At 34.0% G+C, this 19,580-nt stretch carries 19 protein-coding genes; 13 read left to right on the top strand and 6 right to left on the bottom strand.

The genetic code is table 11. The features are described from left to right. Positions 1-29 precede the first annotated feature (29 nt). Positions 30-1,244: a glycoside hydrolase domain-containing protein gene (locus tag BCELL_RS11435; RefSeq protein ID WP_013488901.1), complete on the top strand. Its 1,215-nt coding sequence runs from the start codon at positions 30-32 to the stop codon at positions 1,242-1,244. A gap of 84 nt (positions 1,245-1,328) precedes the next feature. On the opposite strand, the gene BCELL_RS11430 is transcribed toward BCELL_RS11435, so the two are convergent. The 4 genes from BCELL_RS11430 to BCELL_RS11415 all read right to left on the bottom strand — a co-directional run bounded on the left by BCELL_RS11430 (position 1,329) and on the right by BCELL_RS11415 (position 4,170). Further along, on the bottom strand, positions 1,329-1,556 hold the full coding sequence (locus BCELL_RS11430) for a hypothetical protein (RefSeq protein ID WP_013488900.1): 228 nt from the start codon (positions 1,554-1,556) through the stop codon (positions 1,329-1,331). Between the two features lie 90 nt (positions 1,557-1,646). Next, a complete protein-coding gene (locus BCELL_RS11425; RefSeq protein WP_013488899.1) occupies positions 1,647-3,080 on the bottom strand; it encodes a DUF4153 domain-containing protein in 1,434 nt (477 codons plus the stop codon). A 116-nt stretch (positions 3,081-3,196) separates the two neighbouring features. Next, on the bottom strand, positions 3,197-3,841 hold the full coding sequence (locus BCELL_RS11420) for an HAAS signaling domain-containing protein (protein WP_013488898.1): 645 nt from the start codon (positions 3,839-3,841) through the stop codon (positions 3,197-3,199). Further along, positions 3,838-4,170 (bottom strand): PadR family transcriptional regulator, encoded by a 333-nt coding sequence (locus BCELL_RS11415; protein ID WP_041808237.1) that lies wholly within the window; start codon positions 4,168-4,170, stop codon positions 3,838-3,840. The genes BCELL_RS11420 and BCELL_RS11415 overlap by 4 nt, the downstream gene beginning before the upstream one ends. A gap of 250 nt (positions 4,171-4,420) precedes the next feature. Here BCELL_RS11415 and BCELL_RS11410 point away from each other — a divergent pair, with 250 nt between their 5' ends. The 4 genes from BCELL_RS11410 to BCELL_RS11395 all read left to right on the top strand — a co-directional run bounded on the left by BCELL_RS11410 (position 4,421) and on the right by BCELL_RS11395 (position 7,059). Beyond that, a complete protein-coding gene (locus tag BCELL_RS11410; RefSeq protein ID WP_013488896.1) occupies positions 4,421-4,621 on the top strand; it encodes a cold-shock protein in 201 nt (66 codons plus the stop codon). 201 nt (positions 4,622-4,822) lie between these two features. Continuing rightward, positions 4,823-5,137, top strand: a complete 315-nt coding sequence (locus BCELL_RS11405) for a metal-sulfur cluster assembly factor (protein ID WP_013488895.1) — start codon at positions 4,823-4,825, stop codon at positions 5,135-5,137. A 163-nt stretch (positions 5,138-5,300) separates the two neighbouring features. Then, positions 5,301-6,251, top strand: coding sequence for a TRM11 family SAM-dependent methyltransferase (locus BCELL_RS11400; RefSeq protein WP_013488894.1), 951 nt, complete (start codon positions 5,301-5,303; stop codon positions 6,249-6,251). Between the two features lie 238 nt (positions 6,252-6,489). Further along, on the top strand, positions 6,490-7,059 hold the full coding sequence (locus BCELL_RS11395; RefSeq protein WP_041808235.1) for a hypothetical protein: 570 nt from the start codon (positions 6,490-6,492) through the stop codon (positions 7,057-7,059). Positions 7,060-7,157: 98 nt separating this feature from the next. Here the strand turns inward: BCELL_RS11395 and BCELL_RS11390 are convergent, their stop codons facing one another. Next, positions 7,158-7,373, bottom strand: coding sequence for a hypothetical protein (locus BCELL_RS11390; protein WP_013488892.1), 216 nt, complete (start codon positions 7,371-7,373; stop codon positions 7,158-7,160). Between the two features lie 30 nt (positions 7,374-7,403). Further along, entirely contained in the window at positions 7,404-8,435 is a 1,032-nt protein-coding gene (locus BCELL_RS11385) for an AimR family lysis-lysogeny pheromone receptor (RefSeq protein WP_041808233.1), read from the bottom strand. Positions 8,436-8,773: 338 nt separating this feature from the next. Between BCELL_RS11385 and BCELL_RS11380 the strand changes: the two genes are divergently transcribed. The 8 genes from BCELL_RS11380 to BCELL_RS11345 all read left to right on the top strand — a co-directional run bounded on the left by BCELL_RS11380 (position 8,774) and on the right by BCELL_RS11345 (position 19,525). Next, a complete protein-coding gene (locus BCELL_RS11380) occupies positions 8,774-9,727 on the top strand; it encodes a ribose-phosphate diphosphokinase (protein WP_013488890.1) in 954 nt (317 codons plus the stop codon). Between the two features lie 427 nt (positions 9,728-10,154). Further along, positions 10,155-11,345 (top strand): hypothetical protein, encoded by a 1,191-nt coding sequence (locus BCELL_RS11375; protein ID WP_013488889.1) that lies wholly within the window; start codon positions 10,155-10,157, stop codon positions 11,343-11,345. 61 nt (positions 11,346-11,406) lie between these two features. After that, on the top strand, positions 11,407-12,573 hold the full coding sequence (locus tag BCELL_RS11370; RefSeq protein WP_013488888.1) for a TraB/GumN family protein: 1,167 nt from the start codon (positions 11,407-11,409) through the stop codon (positions 12,571-12,573). A gap of 244 nt (positions 12,574-12,817) precedes the next feature. Continuing rightward, positions 12,818-13,537, top strand: coding sequence for a YebC/PmpR family DNA-binding transcriptional regulator (locus BCELL_RS11365; RefSeq protein WP_013488887.1), 720 nt, complete (start codon positions 12,818-12,820; stop codon positions 13,535-13,537). Positions 13,538-13,768: 231 nt separating this feature from the next. Further along, on the top strand, positions 13,769-15,421 hold the full coding sequence (locus BCELL_RS11360) for a gamma-glutamyltransferase family protein (RefSeq protein WP_245546887.1): 1,653 nt from the start codon (positions 13,769-13,771) through the stop codon (positions 15,419-15,421). A 24-nt stretch (positions 15,422-15,445) separates the two neighbouring features. After that, the gene (locus tag BCELL_RS11355) at positions 15,446-17,590 is read left to right on the top strand and encodes a M20/M25/M40 family metallo-hydrolase (protein WP_013488885.1); all 2,145 of its coding nucleotides are present in this window, start codon (positions 15,446-15,448) and stop codon (positions 17,588-17,590) included. 2 nt (positions 17,591-17,592) lie between these two features. Continuing rightward, entirely contained in the window at positions 17,593-18,456 is an 864-nt protein-coding gene (locus tag BCELL_RS11350) for an N-formylglutamate amidohydrolase (RefSeq protein WP_013488884.1), read from the top strand. Positions 18,457-18,694: 238 nt separating this feature from the next. Beyond that, positions 18,695-19,525 carry a trypsin-like peptidase domain-containing protein gene (locus BCELL_RS11345; RefSeq protein ID WP_013488883.1) on the top strand — a complete coding sequence of 277 codons (831 nt, stop codon included), beginning with the start codon at positions 18,695-18,697 and terminating at the stop codon, positions 19,523-19,525. The last annotated feature ends 55 nt before the right edge of the window (positions 19,526-19,580 follow it).

The raw sequence follows: 19,580 nt of genomic DNA, 5'->3' as shown, positions 1-19,580 counted from the left end.
GATGTGTTGGGAAAAGGAGGTAAACACACATGAATATGAAAAGATTAATTCCTTTTTTTACTGCATTAATGCTATTTATTATCACTGCAACAGCTTTTTACATTTGGGGCAGTGAAGATGCTTCTGAACCAATTTCAGCTAGCGTTATGGATGATGATAATATGGAAGATTCAGAGGACAATAGTGACTCAAATGATAATGGAAGTAACAATAATGTAAACAATTCAGTAGATGGAGATGGATCTACTATAGACAATGAAATTACAAACGAGATTTACGGAAGCGGAGAAATTAATAGTACGATTGAAAACGAAATACACGGAGAAAACGGTGAGGTAAATAATTCTATTGATAATACAATAGAAGGTAACGGTGGTACTGTAGATAATAACATAAGAAATGATATAACCGGAGATGGAAACATTACTAATAACATTATAAACAATATTACGAATAATATTGTTTCAGACAATGGTGACGAAAATGGAAACGGCAATGGCAATGGTGAAAATGGAAATGGAGAAGAAAACGGAGAAGAAAATGGCACAGACAACGGAAATGGAAATGGTGATGGAAATGGAAATGGAGAAGATGTCCCAGATCAAGTTTGGGGTGTAGACTCTGCTAGTTTAACAACAGATGAAATGCTTGCATGTGTAAGAGAAAACTTCGGGGATCCACAAGTTTGGGGACGTTATTTAGGAGATAAGGAAGGTGTATCCTACGGATTAACACCAGAAGGAAGAGACTTACTACATGAAAACGATATTCAAATTTTAGTAATTTGGAATCACTTTGAAGATGCTACTGGATATGATAAAGGTGTGAGCGAAGCAGAAGATGCCATTGATATGGCAAGAGATTTCGGAGTTCCTGAAGGAGTCGCACTTTTCGCAAACGTTGAGCCTATTTACCCTATTGATTCAGGATTCTTGTTAGGGTGGTATGAAACATTACAAGATTCAGAGTATGAAGCGGGCGTTTACGGTATTTTTAGTCCGGATGAAGAACTATATGTAGCATTTGAAACAGCTGCTGAAGAAAATGAGAATATTTTAGAAGATTATTATGTTTGGACTGCATCTCCTTATCATGGAATCACTACTGAGGAAAATGCACCTGATTACAACCCAGAAGCTCCAGAGGGAGCAACATTAGCTGGCTGGCAGTACGGTATTGATGCTGAAGCATGTAACATCGACACAGTTTGGTTTGAAGGTGAAGCATTAGATGTATTTTGGTAAAGTAAGAGACATAGTTTGATTTTTGAGGGAATGAAATAGGGTAAGTAGCCTATTTCATCCCTCTGATTTTTATTTGATAATTACTTATATATTCATATTTTCTATTCCTAGAATGAGAGGAAGCAACAGAACAATAATACCAGCAATGATGATGATTGTACCAAATATTTTAGCGGACAAACTGTCATTGTAAGAAACACCTTGTTTTAAGAATAGATCAAGTAAATTTGGTGCTTTTCTAGAGAAAATTAAATAACCGCAATAAATAAATAAGATTCCGATGACTACTACAAAAATAACTTGAATAGGCAAGGGTCTATTCCTCCTAAATAGTCTAATGATAGTTTTATATACGGTTATATTTATAAAAGGTTTCAAACGACTTACGATAAATACGCTTTTTTAATCAAGTTTTATATTTTTAAGTGCCTCTCTTGCTTTTACACGTGATATATTAAAGGATTTCCAATTTTCATTTGATAATTCTTTATCTTTCATTATTAAAATTTCCTTTAAGTCATTGTTATGTGGTTCTGATTCATATAAGTCAACAAGAGCTGGAACAGCCGAGTATGACAACGTTCCTAAGTAATGAATATCAATTTTTCCAGTTTCTTCATAACGTGTAAGGTTGTTATTAACAATCATTTGATCGACATGCATAATGTTTAAACCAACATAAAATAGTAACGTAAAAATGATTGAAAACCGTACAATCGATAGCTTTTGAACCCAAACCTTCATCAGTGTATATGCAAATAGAACGGTTAAATAAATCATAAATGCATAAACGAGTACTCTAAGCATCGTAAATCCGTAAGCTTGTTCATACATTGCTAATCTTATAAATGCAGACGCCAACATGATCGCGCTGAACATGATCATAAGCGATAACTGTACCTTTACGATAAAACTAGGGCCTTTTTTAGTTGAGTAGTGGAGTGTAATGAGTAGTGTTATATAATTGATGATCGTTACAATCATAAGCTCAAAAAAACCACGTCGTGCATATTCTGCATAAGACAAGCCTGTTTCCAAAGTTCCACTGAAGAAATACTGGAATTGTACAACAACAAATAATAAATAAATAATATTTAGTGTAGTTAAGAAGGTTGCGACGATAATCGTATCCATTTGATAGTTCTTAACAATGGGTTGCTTATATTCTATATTTGTATTTTTTCTTAATACGATAAAATAAGTAATAAAAAAACTAAATAGTGTAATGACGATTAATGTGTCCCACAGTAGTGAATAGTTAATATTAAAAATCAGCTGGGGGATTTCGTACATCATATGAGCAAAATTGTCATCTGCAAGAAGTAGCAAATTAAGGACAATGAACACTACTGGAATTGAGATAAATAAACCAATCGCGATTTTTTTCGTAGTATGGTACGTAGATTTCCCGATATTTCTTTTAGCGCGTCTCGTACATATTTTTAATATTAAGTGATAGCAGCCTAAAAACTGTTTCATTTTCTTTTTTAAAAATGTTATTAAGATCGGTTTATACCATAAAATTTTCGATTCGGTAGTATATAATACGGAATGTATGTACATTAGTAAGGGGATAAATATATAGTTTAATACATAAAAAATGATGTTCGAAAATATAAAGTAGCTAACACTTAGCATACAGATGACAAAAAATAAAAGTAAGGTGATTTGTTTGTTTGAAGGTGAGACATGTTTAAAACGATAGAAAAAAAACGTATAAAAGATAATGATGAATAAAGGATACGAAATGCCAATATTCGTAGTGAAAATAAGGTTGTTTGCAAAAAAACTTAATAATAAGCAAGACAGCATAAATAAATAATAAATTTTTTTCATTGTAAATACCTCCATTAAATTACATAGATATTCTATGTATTAATTTATATTAAGAATACCTAAACAAAAAGACATCACTCCTTTTACCTAGATATTCTATATAGTTGCGTAAAAGATTACACGGAGCGCATAACACCCCATCGATAACCAGCATAACTAATAGGGAATACGAGCGCCGTGCATATAATACATAAAATAATAAATGGTCCAGTTAACAATGGATCAAACCATCCTAAAGGGATAATTCTAAAAATAACAAGTGCCATTAAAATCAAATTCGGAATAAGTGATATGTAGAGTGTTTTTTTTAGGAGTCTCTTTCCTTTGTATGCAAACTCTTTTCCTATTTCGTACCCTAGAAGTCCCCAAAAAAACATATACAATACAATTATGATAAATGGAATGCTCGTTAAAATACTCCAGATGTGCGTTGCAAATGAGTATGAAACAAGGTGGTAAATTGCTGTTAGGCTAATACCGACAATAAAGAATAGTAAATTAACGGTGATAAAAGTCCATTGTGTTTTAGATTCTGTAACCCCTAGTTCTTCATGGTACATAGCTGCAATCTCTTTAGGAGATCCTAATTTTTCGATTACTTTCTTCATTGCATCTGCTTCGCTCATTTTGTGACCTTCTGTAAATTCTAACAACATTTCATGAACGTGCACTTCAATTTCTGCTACAATTTCTTCTGAATGACGGTAGCGACGCAGTTTTTTTCTTAAGATGGAAATATACTCTTGTTTAGAACGAATCATACATTATTCTTCCCTATCACTTTATCAATTGTTTTTACGAATTTTTTCCATTCACTTGTTTTCTGATGGAGTATCTCTGTTCCTTCATCCGTTATACTATAGTATTTTCGAGCAGGGCCCTTTTCCTGTTCTTTCCAGTATGATTGTATAAGTAGTTGTTTTTCTAATTTATGTAAAGCAGGGTACAATGTACCTTCCTTTACTTGAAGGGTATACTCACTTCGTTTTTCCATTTCTTTTACTAGTTCGTAGCCGTACATATCTTTCTCATTCAAAAGCTGAAGTAAAATGAGGGAAGTACTGCCTTTCACTAACTCACGATTAAACACATGCATCACCTACCTAGTTATAAAAGGTATATTTACTTACATTATATAGAATTTGTAGCATTTTACAACATCTAAAATTATTTAGCCTAAATAGTAAAATTAGTTTGCCATTTAAATAAAAAAATGATATGATTAATTCAATTATTGTTGTTCGGTGTTACAAATAGAATTTTTTAGTTCTTCTTTGAAACATGTCTTGGGCAAGAATAGTAATAAATTGTGGAGATATTCCACGCAGGAGGCAACAAACATGGAACAAGGTAAAGTAAAATGGTTTAATGCAGAAAAAGGTTTTGGATTCATCGAAGTTGAAGGTGGAGACGATGTATTCGTACACTTCTCAGCTATCAATGGTGAAGGTTTCAAAACATTAGAAGAAGGTCAAGACGTTTCTTTCGAAGTAGAGCAAGGACAACGCGGACCACAAGCTACTAACGTTAACAAACTATAATTCGCAAACCAATCAAAACAGACTCTTTTTTAAGAGTCTGTTTTTTATATGCCTTAAAAAATGAAAATTTCCAATAGTAATTCTGTTATGAAAATTTATTCATAGTGATACTAATCACCATTTCCATATCAAAAAATGTGTTATCATATAAAGTAACATACAATTGATATTTTCTTCTTTTGTTGGAAAGGGTGGTAGTAGATGAGTGAGGGATTAGTAGATAAAGCGTTTGAAATATTAGAAGATGTTCAAGATCCTGAATTAGGTGTTGATATTGTTAATTTAGGACTTGTTTATGAAATTTATATTGATGATCATGATGTTGCAAATATTAAAATGACGATGACTTCAATGGGATGTCCAGTTGCAGGGCAGATCGTTCATAACGTAAAAACAACGTTAAAAGCAGGAATGCCTCATTTAAAGGAGGTTCATGTGGATGTTGTTTGGAATCCACCTTGGTCAAAAGATAAAATGTCTCGAATTGCAAAAATCGCCTTAGGTGTACATGGTTAAAAAGCTTTAGCTGCCCCGAAAAAGGGTGGCTTTTTTTTTCGCACTCACATTTAGAAAATATGAAAATAGATAGTCTTGAAAAATTTTCATATCATCATGTTGCTTTTCACTACTATAAAGGTTATGCTACTATGCATGTAAATGAATAAGGATGTAATAACATATGATAAACAAGAATAAAAAATATTATTATTTTTATAGTTATACTGAAGAGGAGTATGCTTTGTGCCAGCTAGAAATGAGAACATTGTTTAATTATAACAGCGACTCCCACATTTTAAGTAGTGATATTAACATTGATCCGAGTCGAAGTCCTTTTATAAAAGGAAAGTTAGAAATATTATGTCAGGAATCAGATATACAAAGCTTAACTAAAACAATTGCAAAAATCCCTTCCGAAAATTCGACTTTTAAGGTTGTATATTTGAAAAACAAAGATTCAATAAATAGTGAGTTGTCATTTATTGATAGAAGAAAAATTGAACGGGAAGTAGGGTTAGAGATTGATGGGCAGGCATCACTACACAACCCTAACATGAAATACGGCTTGATACGGGTAGAGGATTGTTGGGTTTTTGGTAGATATACAGAAAGTAAACCCGTTTGGTATTACCACCAAGAAAAGCCCTATCAATATTCTACAGCTTTAAATACAAGAATTGCACGTGCAATTACGAATATTGCAGTCCCTGTAATTAACAGTAACCTAAAAGTTATTGACCCTTGCTGTGGTATAGGAACGGTTATCATTGAAGCGCTTTCGATGGGAATTAATATCGAAGGCTGTGATATAAACCCTTTAGTACCAAAAAATGCAAGAGAAAACGTCATGCATTTTCATTATGAAACAAATATTGTCATTCAAGATATGAGAAAGATTACAAAAAAATACGATGTTGCTATTATAGACATGCCGTATAATAAGTGTTCAGTTTTAACAGAAAAAGAGAAAAAAGAAATGCTTACTAGTGCAAGGTTATTTACAAAAAAGCTCGTTTTGATAACGATCGAGCCTATTGAGCATACTTTTTTAGAAACGGGCTTTACTGTAATAGATAAATGTGTCGTTAAAAAAGGGAGCAGCTTCCAACGTGAAGTATTCGTATGTCAGTAAAAATAAAACAAAATAAACTTTAATAATCAATTGTCAAAACACCCATTCCTTACATATAGTATAGTGGCAAACGCCAAGAAAAAAAGTAATGGGGTTTTGAATATGAAGAGTATTTTTTTTTAAAGCAGTACCTGGATTATTTCAACGACAGAAAAAAGTCAATAATAGTAATCAGAAGTTTTTTTATCACAATAACCTAGTTGATTCTATCGACCGTATGGAGCAAAAAAATGCAGATATGGAGTCTAAAATAGTATCATTAACACAAAATACATTTCAAATTAGCGCAAAAACTAATGATCTATATGAGTTATTACAAAACCTAAAGTATTTACAAAAGGAAGAGGTAGAAGCGCTTAAAAATCAGTTGCATAAAATGGAGAAGCAGCAACAGGAGAAAATTGGTAAGCAAATTAGTGATATTCAGAAAACAATCCACACTTTAAAAACTGATCAAGAAACGACTAAATTAAATGAAATCAATGAACATGAAATTCTTAATTTGTTACTTGAAGGATTGTATGAAAGAATCGATACGTTAAAAGCTGAACATGAATCAGAATTGAATAAGCTGTCACATGAAATTACTGGAGTGAAGGAATCCTTCGAGGAAGCCAATAGTATTCAGTTACAAAACGACAAAACAAATGCAGATTTACTATACAAACTAAGAGAACACCACTTTGAATTCGAGGCACACCAACTAAAAGAACAGCAAAAATTGGTCCAATTAATGTCCGAACTACAAGAAGACGTAACAAAGCTAAATAAAATGTTAGAGGTAAAGGAAGTGTTGGTGAAGAGTTAGCAGGTTTAAGATAACCAATTTATCTCATGTTTTTTTAATGAGCTATAGTTCAAAAAAAGCAAATGGGTCTTTGATCCATTTGCTTTCAAATAAACGAATTATCTAACTCTAAAATCAACATCATATAGCGGTTGTACATCAAATTGTTCAACTGATCGGACCCTAAAGTCAACATCGTAAAGGGGTTGAACATCAACGACCTCAATCGAACGAACTCTAAAATCAACATCATATGCAACGCTGGAAGTTGGGATGCTAGTTGACGCCGCAACTAGTGTTACTGCGATAATTAATCCTTTTATGAACTTTTTCAAAGATCTCACTCCTATTAATTTTATTATTTATTATACACTTAAAGCTGATAGCAGCGAAGTGTCCACACCTTTTTCTTTTAGAGCAATAAGCGGTAACTGTCTAAAAAATCTATCCCCAGACTTGCTGAAGTATTTAACAGATTCATAGTAATTCTTTTCATTATCATTAAGTAATCCTAGAAAATAGTAATGGTAACCAAATTGAAAGTCATTTGATAAAGAGTTTTTGGTACTATCTAATATTTTATGAGCCTCTTCTTTATTACCACTCTTAATAAGTGAATATGCATAAATTTGCAGTTCATCAATAGTTTCTTTCCTTAGCCACACTGTTTTATCTGGATAACTCCAAAAAGTTTGGGCAAAGTTATACTTAGATTGGACATTATATAATCGATCTGAGTTATCCATTTCTTTAAATATTTTTAATGACATTTCAAAATATGTACAGAGTTTATCGTAATCTTCATAAAGATAAGTCATTCCTAGATTTTTATATGCTATTGCTTTCATTACTGGTGTTAGAGCAATATCTTTGAGGTTTTCACCATAAATTCTAGCTTTCTCAAGTTCATTTAAATGTGTATATACACTTTGCATCGCAAGATCCAAACGTGATTGAAGGGAGTCCTTCATGTATCCATCAGGAATTTCTTTTAATTCTTTATTTATTAGTTCACTGACAATTTCTATCATTTGAAATGCTTTTAGATCGTAGTAGTTATATAACTGAAATATTTTTTGTAAAACAGACATTTCCTTAGAAGAACATAGTATATATGTTAGTTGTGTTATTGAATCAGGTAGACTTAATTCTTGCTTAGAAACTAAGTTGTCAATTTTGTATACTTCAGCCCATTCCTTACTTTCTTGATTTCCGGAGTGTAGTAGACAATCTATTAGTTCTTCATGCAATTCTATTTTACTATTACTGACGGTATATTCTAAAGCCACTCTAGCTAAATAACTATTAGGGTCAAGTCCTTTTATGTACTCATCCAAATTATCAGATGTTCTAAATATATTATCAGGATTATTAAATGATGTATCCTTTTGTACCATGATATTCACCAACCCGTCCGAGTTATTGAAATATTCTTTTTTATAATAATTCTTATTATATAATATATCATACTTTTGAATTGCACAAGAAGTAGTTAAGTGTCAAAAAATGAAAAATACATCTAAAGAACGAGGGAGAACAGGACTTTTCTACCATATTTTTGTAATTCTATGCAGTGAAAACAAAAATATAAAAAATGAGTCGAAATTTGCACTCCATTTTATTAATCGGTATACTATTATTGCGCCAAGGTAAGGTATTTATTTAAATAGTAAGAGCACAATAACAGAAGTTATACATAATAATAAAACATTTAAAATTGGGGGAGAAGTGTACAATGCTAGCAAATGATAATACCAATATGAAAGTTTTTTCGTTAAATTCTAATATTCCACTTGCCGAAGAAGTTGTTAAACATATTGGTATCGATTTGGGGAAAAGCACGATTACGCGTTTTAGTGACGGAGAAATTCAAATGAATATTGAAGAAAGTATTCGTGGCTGTGATATATATTTAATTCAATCTACGGCTCAACCAGGAAATGACTATATCATGGAGCTACTGATTATGATTGATGCACTTAAAAGGGCTTCTGCAAAGACAATTAACTGTGTCATTCCTTACTTCGGTTATTCAAGACAAGACCGTAAAGCTCGCTCAAGAGAACCAGTTACTGCAAAATTAATAGCAAATTTATTAGAAAAAGCTGGTGCTTCGAGAATCATTACTGTTGATTTGCATTCACCACAAGTACAAGGCTTTTTTAATGTGCCAGTTGACCAATTACTAGCATTTCCACTTTTATCGAAGTATTTTATCGATAAGGCTCTTGATGATGTAGTGGTGGTTGCCCCTGAAAATAACGGTGTAGTGCGCGCAAGAAAGCTAGCAGATGCACTAGATTCATCAATTGCATTTATAGATAGAAATAGACGCCCTAAAACATATATTCCAGGTGGAATGGAAATAATGGGAGACGTTTCAGGAAAAACGGCGATTATTATTGATGATATGGTTGATACCGCGAGAACGGTAACTACTGCTTCAAATGCGCTTATCGAAAGAGGGGCAAAGGAAGTATATGCATGCTGTACACATCCAGTTTTATCAGAACCGGCATCGACTTGGATTGAGGAATCTCCGATAAAGGAACTAGTAACAACAAATTCCATCCATTTACCAGATGAACGACGAATTGATAAAATAACGACGCTCTCTATCGCACCTCTATTAGGCGAAGCTATTATTAAAGTTCAAAATAATCGTTCAGTAAGTACTTTGTTTAAATAAAATGTTCATTATTAGATAATGTTCATGACGTCTGCGGAAAAAATAACTGAAGATCCAGCAGGATGGAGGTAGTGAAAAAGTGAAAGAACACCACTTTTTCAGTGCGCTCTTGTAGCAAAGTCCACGGTAAGCAAGTGTCCTGAAGAGAAAATCAACAACATAGTTTTGCATAGTCCCTCATTAAGAACAGCTCTAAAGACAGCATGTCGATTAGAGCTTTTTTGTTTTAATTCATATAAGCTTCCTACCAATCGACTTAATTCCAATTTTCAGTAATATCTTACGTACTATATAAAGAAAAAAAAGTTAGCCATGATAAGTGATTTGTCTAAATTTGTAGATATTGATTTTTAAAAGATGTTTTAAATATAGTTCATAAAAATAATGTTAAAATTATGTTATCGATCAATTATGAGGAGGTTTCAATATGGATACTAAATTAATAGAGCAGTTTACAGATGTAATGATACTAAAAGAACGTATTGGTGCTGATAGAACGTGGTTTTATACTGTGAAACGTTTTTTAAATTTTGCAAATGTAAAGGCGAAAGAACCTTTTAACGAAAAACATATAACTGAATACAAGTCGTACTTAAAGAATAATAAAAAAACAACTGCACAAATAGAACATGACATAAAGGTTATCATTTTATTTGCAAAGTATAATCATATAAAGATTGATGAAAATGCCGTTACAAATGTAGATGTAGTTGCAGAAGATTTATTAATAGTAGAAAGGGAATCTGATATTTTTCATACGGAAAAAGAGCTTTTTAATCAAATTTTAACTGATCAAAAAGGTATCAATCTTAGAGCAGAGCCAACGATCAAAGACTTACCACTTAGTTCATATACTAATCTAAGAAATAGTATGCAAAATTATCTCTTATTCCGCTTAGTTATAGAAAAAGGATTCGACTCTGCAGATTTAAAAGCGATGAACATTTCCACTTTTGATGAAAAAAGTGATGAGGAAGAGTACAAAATGACAATCACATTTTCAGCAAATACTATGAGGCTAGTAAAAGAGTACATAGATTTCCGAAAACTTTTTGATCGCATTACCTTTATTCAAAAGGCAATAGTTGAACTTTTTCCAGGAGAGAAGTTTGAAGATTTTATTCGTCAAAAAAACCTCACTAGTTTTTATGAAGCAAGTCTTGAAGAGAAGATTCATTCAATTGAAAACCTTGTAGAGGAACAGATGAGGCTTGAGGACTTGCTTATGACTATAGATGGAGAAAACGATAATGAAGAACAATTAGAAAAACAAACGGAAGATATTGCGGAGAGTATTGAAAATAGAAAAAAACTAGTAATCTTAGATCGCAAAATAAACGAGTTTACGTTTAACGACGCATTGTTCGTTAACGAAAACTACCTACGCATGACAGAAAGGGAAATAGTCGATTCATTAGAAAGGCATTCATTCCCTCTCCATAAACTACAAAACAGTGCGGTACAAAAGTGGGAACAAGCTGGTATTAAAGTTGATGTGATTAAAAAAGTGTTAGGGATAAAGGCAGGAAAAGAAAAGGTAAACGAGAATAAGATAAAGCAAATGATAGAAAATGGATATCAATTCCCAGGAAAATCATTTTATGAGACAAACAAGTGACAGTGACCGACAAATACGTTATTATTTAATGTATTGGAGAATACATTAAAGGAGAACTTTTATGTCAGAAGAAAATATAACGAGAATACATACTGACGATAAGGAATATATACTCATCGGCACTGCCCACGTTTCAAAAAAGAGTGCTGAGCAAGTAAAGGAAATAATTGAAGCTGAGAACCCTGATTCCGTATGTGTAGAATTAGATGAACAGCGATATCAATCGATAAAAGACGGCAACAAATGGCGGAATATGGATATATTTAAAGTAATTAAGGAGAAAAAAGCTACTTTATTGCTTATGAATTTATTTATATCCTCCTTTCAAAAAAGAATGGCAAAACAATTTGGTATTAAGCCTGGACAAGAAATGATTCAGGGGATCGAATCTGCAAATGAGATAGGTGCAGACCTCATTTTAGCGGATAGGAACATTCAAATCACTTTTGCTCGGATATGGCATGGTCTTGGTGTTATGGGGAAGGCTAAATTACTTACAGCAATAATTGCAAGTATTTTTAGCAACGAAAAAATCTCCGAAGAAGAGTTAGAGAAGCTGAAGGAACAAGATATGTTAAATTCAATGTTAGATGAATTTACCCAATCGTTTCCGCAATTGAAGGTTCCTCTAATTGATGAGAGAGATCAATATTTAGCCCAAAAAATTAAGGATGCTCCGGGGAAAAAGATTGTTGCTGTGTTAGGTGCAGCCCATGTTCCAGGAATACAAAAGGAGTTCCATAAACAACATGACTTAAAAGCAATTACAAAAAGACCACCAAAATCAAAAGTACCTAAAATCATCGGTTGGTCAATACCACTCATCATTATTAGTATTATTGCCTACACCTTTTACATGAATCCAAGTGCTGGTTTTCAACAGACATTAAGCTGGGTTCTTTGGAATGGTTCATTTTCTGCTATTGGTGCATCTATTGCATTCGGTCATCCGTTTGCTGTTGTCACAGCGTTTTTAGTAGCACCGTTAAGTTCTTTAAATCCATTGATGGCCGCTGGGTGGTTTGCAGGTATTGTACAAGCTTACATGAGGAAACCAAATGTTTCAGATTTTGAGTCTTTATCAGATGATGTTTATACAGTTAAAGGATTCTGGAATAATAAAGTGACACGCATATTGCTCATTGTCGTATTAACAAACATCGGCAGTACGTTAGGGACGATCATTGGGGGCGCTGACGTTGTAAGACTATTTATAGAAAACTTATAATGACTAGTCCTATCTTCATTTTCACGATTGCTACACTAACAAGTGGTCATTAGTAGTTTATAAGTGACTGCAGTGACAACACACATACTAAGAGGGTTACTTTAAAGGTAATTTTGAACCTTTTGGTAACCCTCTTTTGTTTAAAATGAGGACTCATTGATGAATCATAAAAGCTAGTGTATCATGAAGACAAGATATTTCATTTTACATACATATGATAATGTTGAAAGAGAGTTGGAAGTGCATGGGGAGAAAATGGAATAATATTAAAGAGAAAAAAGCGGCAAAAGATAAAAATACGAGTAGAATTTATGCTAAATTCGGTCGTGAATTGTACGTTGCGGCAAAGCAGGGGGATCCAGATCCAGAATTAAATCAAGCTTTAAAGTTCGTTGTAGAACGTGCAAAAACGTATAATGTTCCAAAATCAATTATTGATCGAGCAATTGAGAAAGCGAAAGGCGGAGCAGAAGAAAATTTTGATGAACTTCGTTATGAAGGGTTTGGACCAAATGGTTCTATGCTCATCGTCGACACTTTAACAAATAATGTGAATAGGACTGCTGCTGAAGTAAGGGCAGCCTTTAACAAGAATGGTGGAAATATGGGTGTTAATGGCTCAGTTTCCTATATGTTTGATGCTACGGCGGTTATTGGTATAGAAAGTAAATCAGAGGAAGAAGTACTTGAAATACTTATGGAAGCAGATGTTGATGCTCGGGATATAATATTAGAAGGAGATACCGTCATTGTATATGCAGAACCAGATCAATTCCACTCGGTTCAAGAAGCGTTAAAATCAGCAGGTGTAACAGATTTTACTATTGCTGAACTAACGATGCTCGCGCAAAACGACATCACCCTTTCAAGAGAAGAAGAAGCTCAGTTTGAGAAATTAATAGATGCTCTGGAAGATTTAGAAGATGTTCAGCAAGTATATCATAACGTTGATTTAGATCATTAAAGTTACGAAAACAGACCCAAAAGGTCTGTTTTTTATTTATCTTTGTTAAAATAAAATACTAATCGTAAATCTAAGAAAAATCATACATTCGGCAACGATAAATTATCTTGCTGAATGCCATTTCATGTCATATAATTACATTTGAAATTAATAAAATTTTAGTGATAAATCCAAAATAAATATAGCGAAGGTGTATCAATAGCTCTTCTTTCTTGTAAGGAAGGGCTTATTTTGTACCTAATTTTACATCAGAAAGTGAGTATGCTAATGGATAAAGGGTTTAAACGAAAAGATCAGTATGAAGGTTTTGGAAATCATGGGATGGTTTCTACCGCTTCAAAATATGCTACTGATGCAGGAGTCGAAATGTTAGAACGAGGTGGAAATGCGATCGATGCTGCTGTTGCTGCAGCACTCTGTTTAGGTGTCTCTGAGCCACAAGCGTCAGGACTTGGTGGTCAATCGATGGCACTCATCTCCTTACAAAAGGAAAAGCGTATTTTTGCATTGGATGGATCATCTCGTGCTCCTTTTATCATACAACCAAACAAAAACCCTAAAAAACCTATTAAATACGGTTTGCGTTCATCAACCGTTCCATCTACTCCTGCAACGTTAGGATACATGCAAGAAAGATATGGCAAGTTACCGTTTAAAGAAACGGTGCAGCCAGCTATACGCGCAGCGAGAGAAGGAATAGAAATAACAAACCTTATCCATCGCCTCATTGTGCGAGAAGAAGAGTACTTACGAAAAGATAAAACAATATATAAAAACTATTTCAAGAACGATGATCCTTTAGAAGTCGGTGATATCTTAAAGCAACCTGAGCTCGCACACTGCTTATCTACATTGGCTGAGGAAGGTTGGCGTGATTTTTATACAGGAAGTATCGGAGAAAAAATCATAGAAGATATGCAACGTCGCGACGGCCTTATCTCCTTAACTGACCTTAACCAAATTCCTTTACCAGTTGAAAGGGATGTATTAAAGAGCAATTACCGTGACTATGATATTTACACTTTCCCGCCTCCAGGGGCGGGGAGAGTTTTAGTACAAATATTAAACACACTTGAAGGCTTTGAACCACAGATACTTGATCCAGATACACCCACTGGCGCTGTCATCTCTGCATTAGCTTTTAGGTTTGCTTTAAATTATCGGCAGCGCATGCCAATACATCCTGATTATTATTTACAATCTATAAATAAAATCCTTATTGATAAAGCATATTCTGTTGAAATTGCTTCGAGAATAAAGGAAATTTTTGATGTGGCATTGAAGGATGTATTTCCACCACCACCAACGTCAGGAGAAACAACGCATTTATCGGTAGTGGATAAGGATGGGAATGCTATTGGGATTACGCAATCTATAGAACTTGTATTTGGTAGTAAAAAGATGGCAGATGGACTTGGATTTTTTTACAACAATTATATGAGTGCATTCGAATACAAAAATATGGCCCATCCATATTATTTACTACCAGGTAGAAGGCCGTGGAGTAGTGTTGCTCCTGTTTTAATATGTAAAAATGACCACCCAGTTTATTTACTTGGAAGCCCAGGCAGTAGTCGTATATCAACGACACTTGCTCAAGTAATTACGAGATTAATTGATAAAGGGGAAGGTTTAGCAACTGCTATTGCTGCACCACGCTTCCACGCCTCAGATCTCGGAGAACTTCACATAGAAAAAAAGCGTTTTAAAAGAGAAGTGATTGATGCGTTAAGTCTTTCAGGTTTTGAACTAAAAAAGAGAGAGGCCTATAGCTTTTACTTAGGCTGTGTACAAGGTGTTCAAATCCCTACTACAAATGATGAGAAGTTTTACGGTGTTGCAGACCCTAGAAGAGATGGAACTGCGAAAGGACCAGTAATATAATATTTTTGAGAGGCGTGATGACTGATGAAAATTGCCATTGTTTATAACCGAGAAAGTCAAGCTGTCATTAATTTGTTTGGTACACCTAATAGAGAAAAGTATGGACTTGAAACAATTAAAAACATAAAAAACGGACTATTAGCAGGTGGACATCAAGTAAAAACATTTGAAGGCGATAAAAATATCATAAATAAACTAGAAGACTTTATGCCTTCAGTTATTTCTGGAGAAAGACCTGGCCTAGTATTCAACTTAAGCTACGGGATTCAAGGAAAAGGGCGTTATATGCACGTACCTGGAATTTTAGAAATGATTGGTGTTCCTTATGTAGGGTCTGGTCCAGAAACACATGCATTAGCACTGGATAAAGTAGTCACTAAAATGATACTTTTGCAAAAAGGGTTACCTACACCGAAGTTTACAGTATTAGATAATCCTGACTCAAAATTTCATGAAGATTTATCATATCCGTTAATTGTTAAACCTAAAAATGAAGCCGTTTCTTTCGGTTTAAAAATTGTTAACAATGAAGAAGAATTAAGAGACGGTGTGAAAACGATATACGAAAAATTTAATTCCCCAACGCTCGTTGAAGAATATATCGAAGGGCGAGAAGTAAATGTAGGACTGTTAGGAAATAACCCTGTTGAGGCACTACCACCAGTGGAATTAGTTTTCGGGGAAGGACCACAAATATATACGTTTGAGGATAAGAAAAATAAAAGTGGAAGAACTGTGGAAAAGGTTTGTCCTGCACCGATTTCTGAGGAATTAACTAAGAAGGTGCAACAACTAGCAATTGATACATTTAAGGCACTTGATTGCTATGATACAGCGAGAGTTGACTTCCGGATAGATAAAGAGGGAAACCCATATATTCTAGAAGTGAATTCTATGGCTAGTTTAGGCGCAGATGGTTCATTTGTTTTTGCTGCAGATAAGGTCGGATTAAATTATTCAGACTTAATGAATCGGATTGTTGATATTACTTGTGAACGATATTTCGGACCACATTTTCTCATGAACACAAACGAAGGCGCTGAAAAGAAAGGCATTGATATTTTTAATTCAATAACAAACAAACGAAGTAAAATTGAGTCGGAATTAAAAAGCTGGACAAATATATCGAGCAGAACGGAGGACCCCGTTGGTTTAAGTGCCGTTCAAAAGAAATTAGATGATCGGTTAAAAAAGCTTGGACTACAATTAGATGCTGATTATACAAATGGTCGTTCCGCATGGACATGGGAAACGAAAGCGGGCTATAAAGATGGGACTTTACTTGTAGTACCGATTGATGTTCCTGGCGAAAGGACCGGATTTCCAATTCCGTATAGAACAGAGCAAGAGTGGATATACGGTGAAGGCGTAGGGTCAAGCAGAGGTGGACTAGTAACACTCCTCACTGCTCTATCTGCATTAAAGGAGCAAAAGGCATTAAATAAAACAAAGCTAGGCATTTTCTTCTATTCGGATGAAGGAAGAGGGATGCGTTACAGTAATGCAATGTTAAAGAAGGCAGCAAAGCACGCTAAAGAAGTTATCGTACTTCAACCTGGTTTCCTTGGTGGCAAAGTTGCTGACCAGAGACGGGGTTCGAAACAGTTTAACATTATTGTCGAAGGTGATCCAATTAGAGTAGGGAAATCAACGAAAACGATGGATGTATTAAGCTATTTTATTGATAAAGCTGAAAAATTAAATAGCTTAAGTGATAAAAGAAAAAAATTGACAGTAGCTGTACAGGAAGTACGTTCAGAGCGTTATAGCGTACTCATGCCTCACAGAGTAAAAGGCACTATTCTCATCTCATATTTAGATGAAGAAATGGCTAAGGAGGTAGAGAATACTATACGTGAAATCTTTAGAACAAATATAAATGGTATGCAAACATATATTGAGAAATTAACGGAACGTCCGCCATTATTGCGAAAAAAGAAAAACACTCTGCTTCAAAAATTCAAAGGTCTTAGTGAAGAATGGAATATTCCGTTCGGTACCGATTCAAGCCTTCTGGCAAGTGCAGCAGGAGAAATTAGTGGAGATTTACAAGTAGTATGTGGATTCGCACCTGCAAGTAAAGAGCTATACACACCTAACGAAGCGATACACAGAAGTGAACTAATACAGAGATCATTATTGCTAGCACTTTATTTATTGAGTGAATAACGATGAAAAAACAAACAATTATGAAGCTTCCATTGGTAATTTCAGTTCCGCATGGAGGGCTGGAAATTCCAGATAACTTAAAAGGATGTTGTTTATTATCAGAAGAGGACATTTTGTTAGACAGTGATACATTTACAAGAGAATTATATGATTTAAAGGATGTAGTAGAAGAATATATTGATACGGATATTGCACGCATTGTCGTAGATTTAAACCGGTCAGCTGATGATTTACCACCCTTAAATCCTGATGGGGTAATCAAAACACGAACCGTTAATGGAGATCCCGTATGGAGTTCGGTTCGATTATTGGAAGAGGATATTGCCGTTTTGTTGGAAAAATATTATTATCCTTATCATGAGAAGTTAAAAAAGGCTTCACAAAATCCCCGAGTTAGATTAGGAGTAGATTGTCATTCCATGTTAAATATTGGACCAACGACAGACTATGCTATATGGGAAAAGAGACCGTTGTTTTGTATTGGAAATCGAGGTTCATCTACAGGTGAATATGTGAGTGAGCCAATTACTGCACCACCTGAACTGATGCATAAATTCAAACAATTACTAGAAACGAAATTTTCTCCCATTATTGGAGATAAATTTGATTTACCAATCGTTACGATGAATGAGCCTTTTTCCGGTGGTTATATTACACGTGCCCATGGTAATGTAGGTTACATTCCTTGGATACAACTGGAAATTAATCGAGAGCTTTATGTTCCTAATAAGGAACATGGAGTCGTAAATGTAAATAATATCGATAAAAAAAGGATTGAAAATATAAGAGATATCATACTTGAAGTTTTTTCTGAACTATCAAAAGAGACTTTTCACTCGGGTGACGATAGTAGTTTTATATCATGAGAAAAAATTTGTGATTATGTGCTGAAGTGGTCAGCTTTATATACTTACTCAGCTGTTAACGTTGAAAACTGAGTTAGGTTTAGAAATCTCTGCATTGAACAGAGCTATTTTAGAGGATGGAATTCAAAAGGTATTAAAAGAACCTTTTATTTCATCCTCTTTCTTTTATATTTCTGGAAAAATCAATGATATATTTGCTAAAATAAAGAATACATCGTACTAATCACCATGGAAACGTATGGGGGCGAATCTCATTAACCATTCAGATAATGAAGAAAATCCTAAAGAGCATGTTAACAAAGAGGAAGAATTATTTTTTGACGGAGAAAGGTATTATACGAAAGAGGAGTTTTTTAATCCGGAGGAGGAGAAACCTTCCAAATCTAAAGGGAAAAAAGGTTTGAAAGTGACAATTGCACTCGTCATAACATTTGCATTGATGAGTAACGTTCTTTCTCTTTGGCCAAGATTATTTAATTTAGACTCAATACAATTTTTAGCAATTTCACAGGAGCTCTCCAATAATGAAGATGTCCAATTATATAAAGAGTCAATCGTTGTAGTAAACGATGCAAGTAGTAAAGGAACTGGATTTTATATAAGTGACGATGGTTACATAATTACTAATGCTCACGTGATTGATAATGGACAACCTACTGTTACATTTCAGAATGGCTCAACATATTCTACACAAATTGTTAAGAGTGATGCAGAGATTGATATTGCTATATTAAAAATCGAGACTGAACCAGAAGTCCATCCTGTTTTAGAGTTTGAGGAATCATGGAGAATGAATGAGGATATTTTTGTGATTGGAAACCCGTTATTTTTTAATTTTATTGCTAATAAAGGACAAGTTATTGGTTTAACAGAAAACCGTGAATTGCCAATGCTGATGATTGATGCACCTATTTATAGAGGTAATAGCGGGAGTCCAGTTATTAACGAAGATGGCAAAGTAATTGGGGTAGTGTTTGCAACTACCCGTGTTGACATAGATGGTGTACGTAACAGAGTTGGACTTGTAGTTCCTGTACAATATTTTAATGAATATATAGATTCTTTATAAAACCTTTTAAATAAGACTAGTGTTGTTATGAATGAAGATATGCCTGCGGAAATTG

It is taken from the genome of Evansella cellulosilytica DSM 2522 (assembly GCF_000177235.2).
Taxonomy (GTDB): Bacteria; Bacillota; Bacilli; order Bacillales; family Salisediminibacteriaceae; genus Evansella; species Evansella cellulosilytica.
Note: the sequence above shows the minus strand (reverse complement) of the source record. Positions and strands in the feature narration are given on the sequence as shown.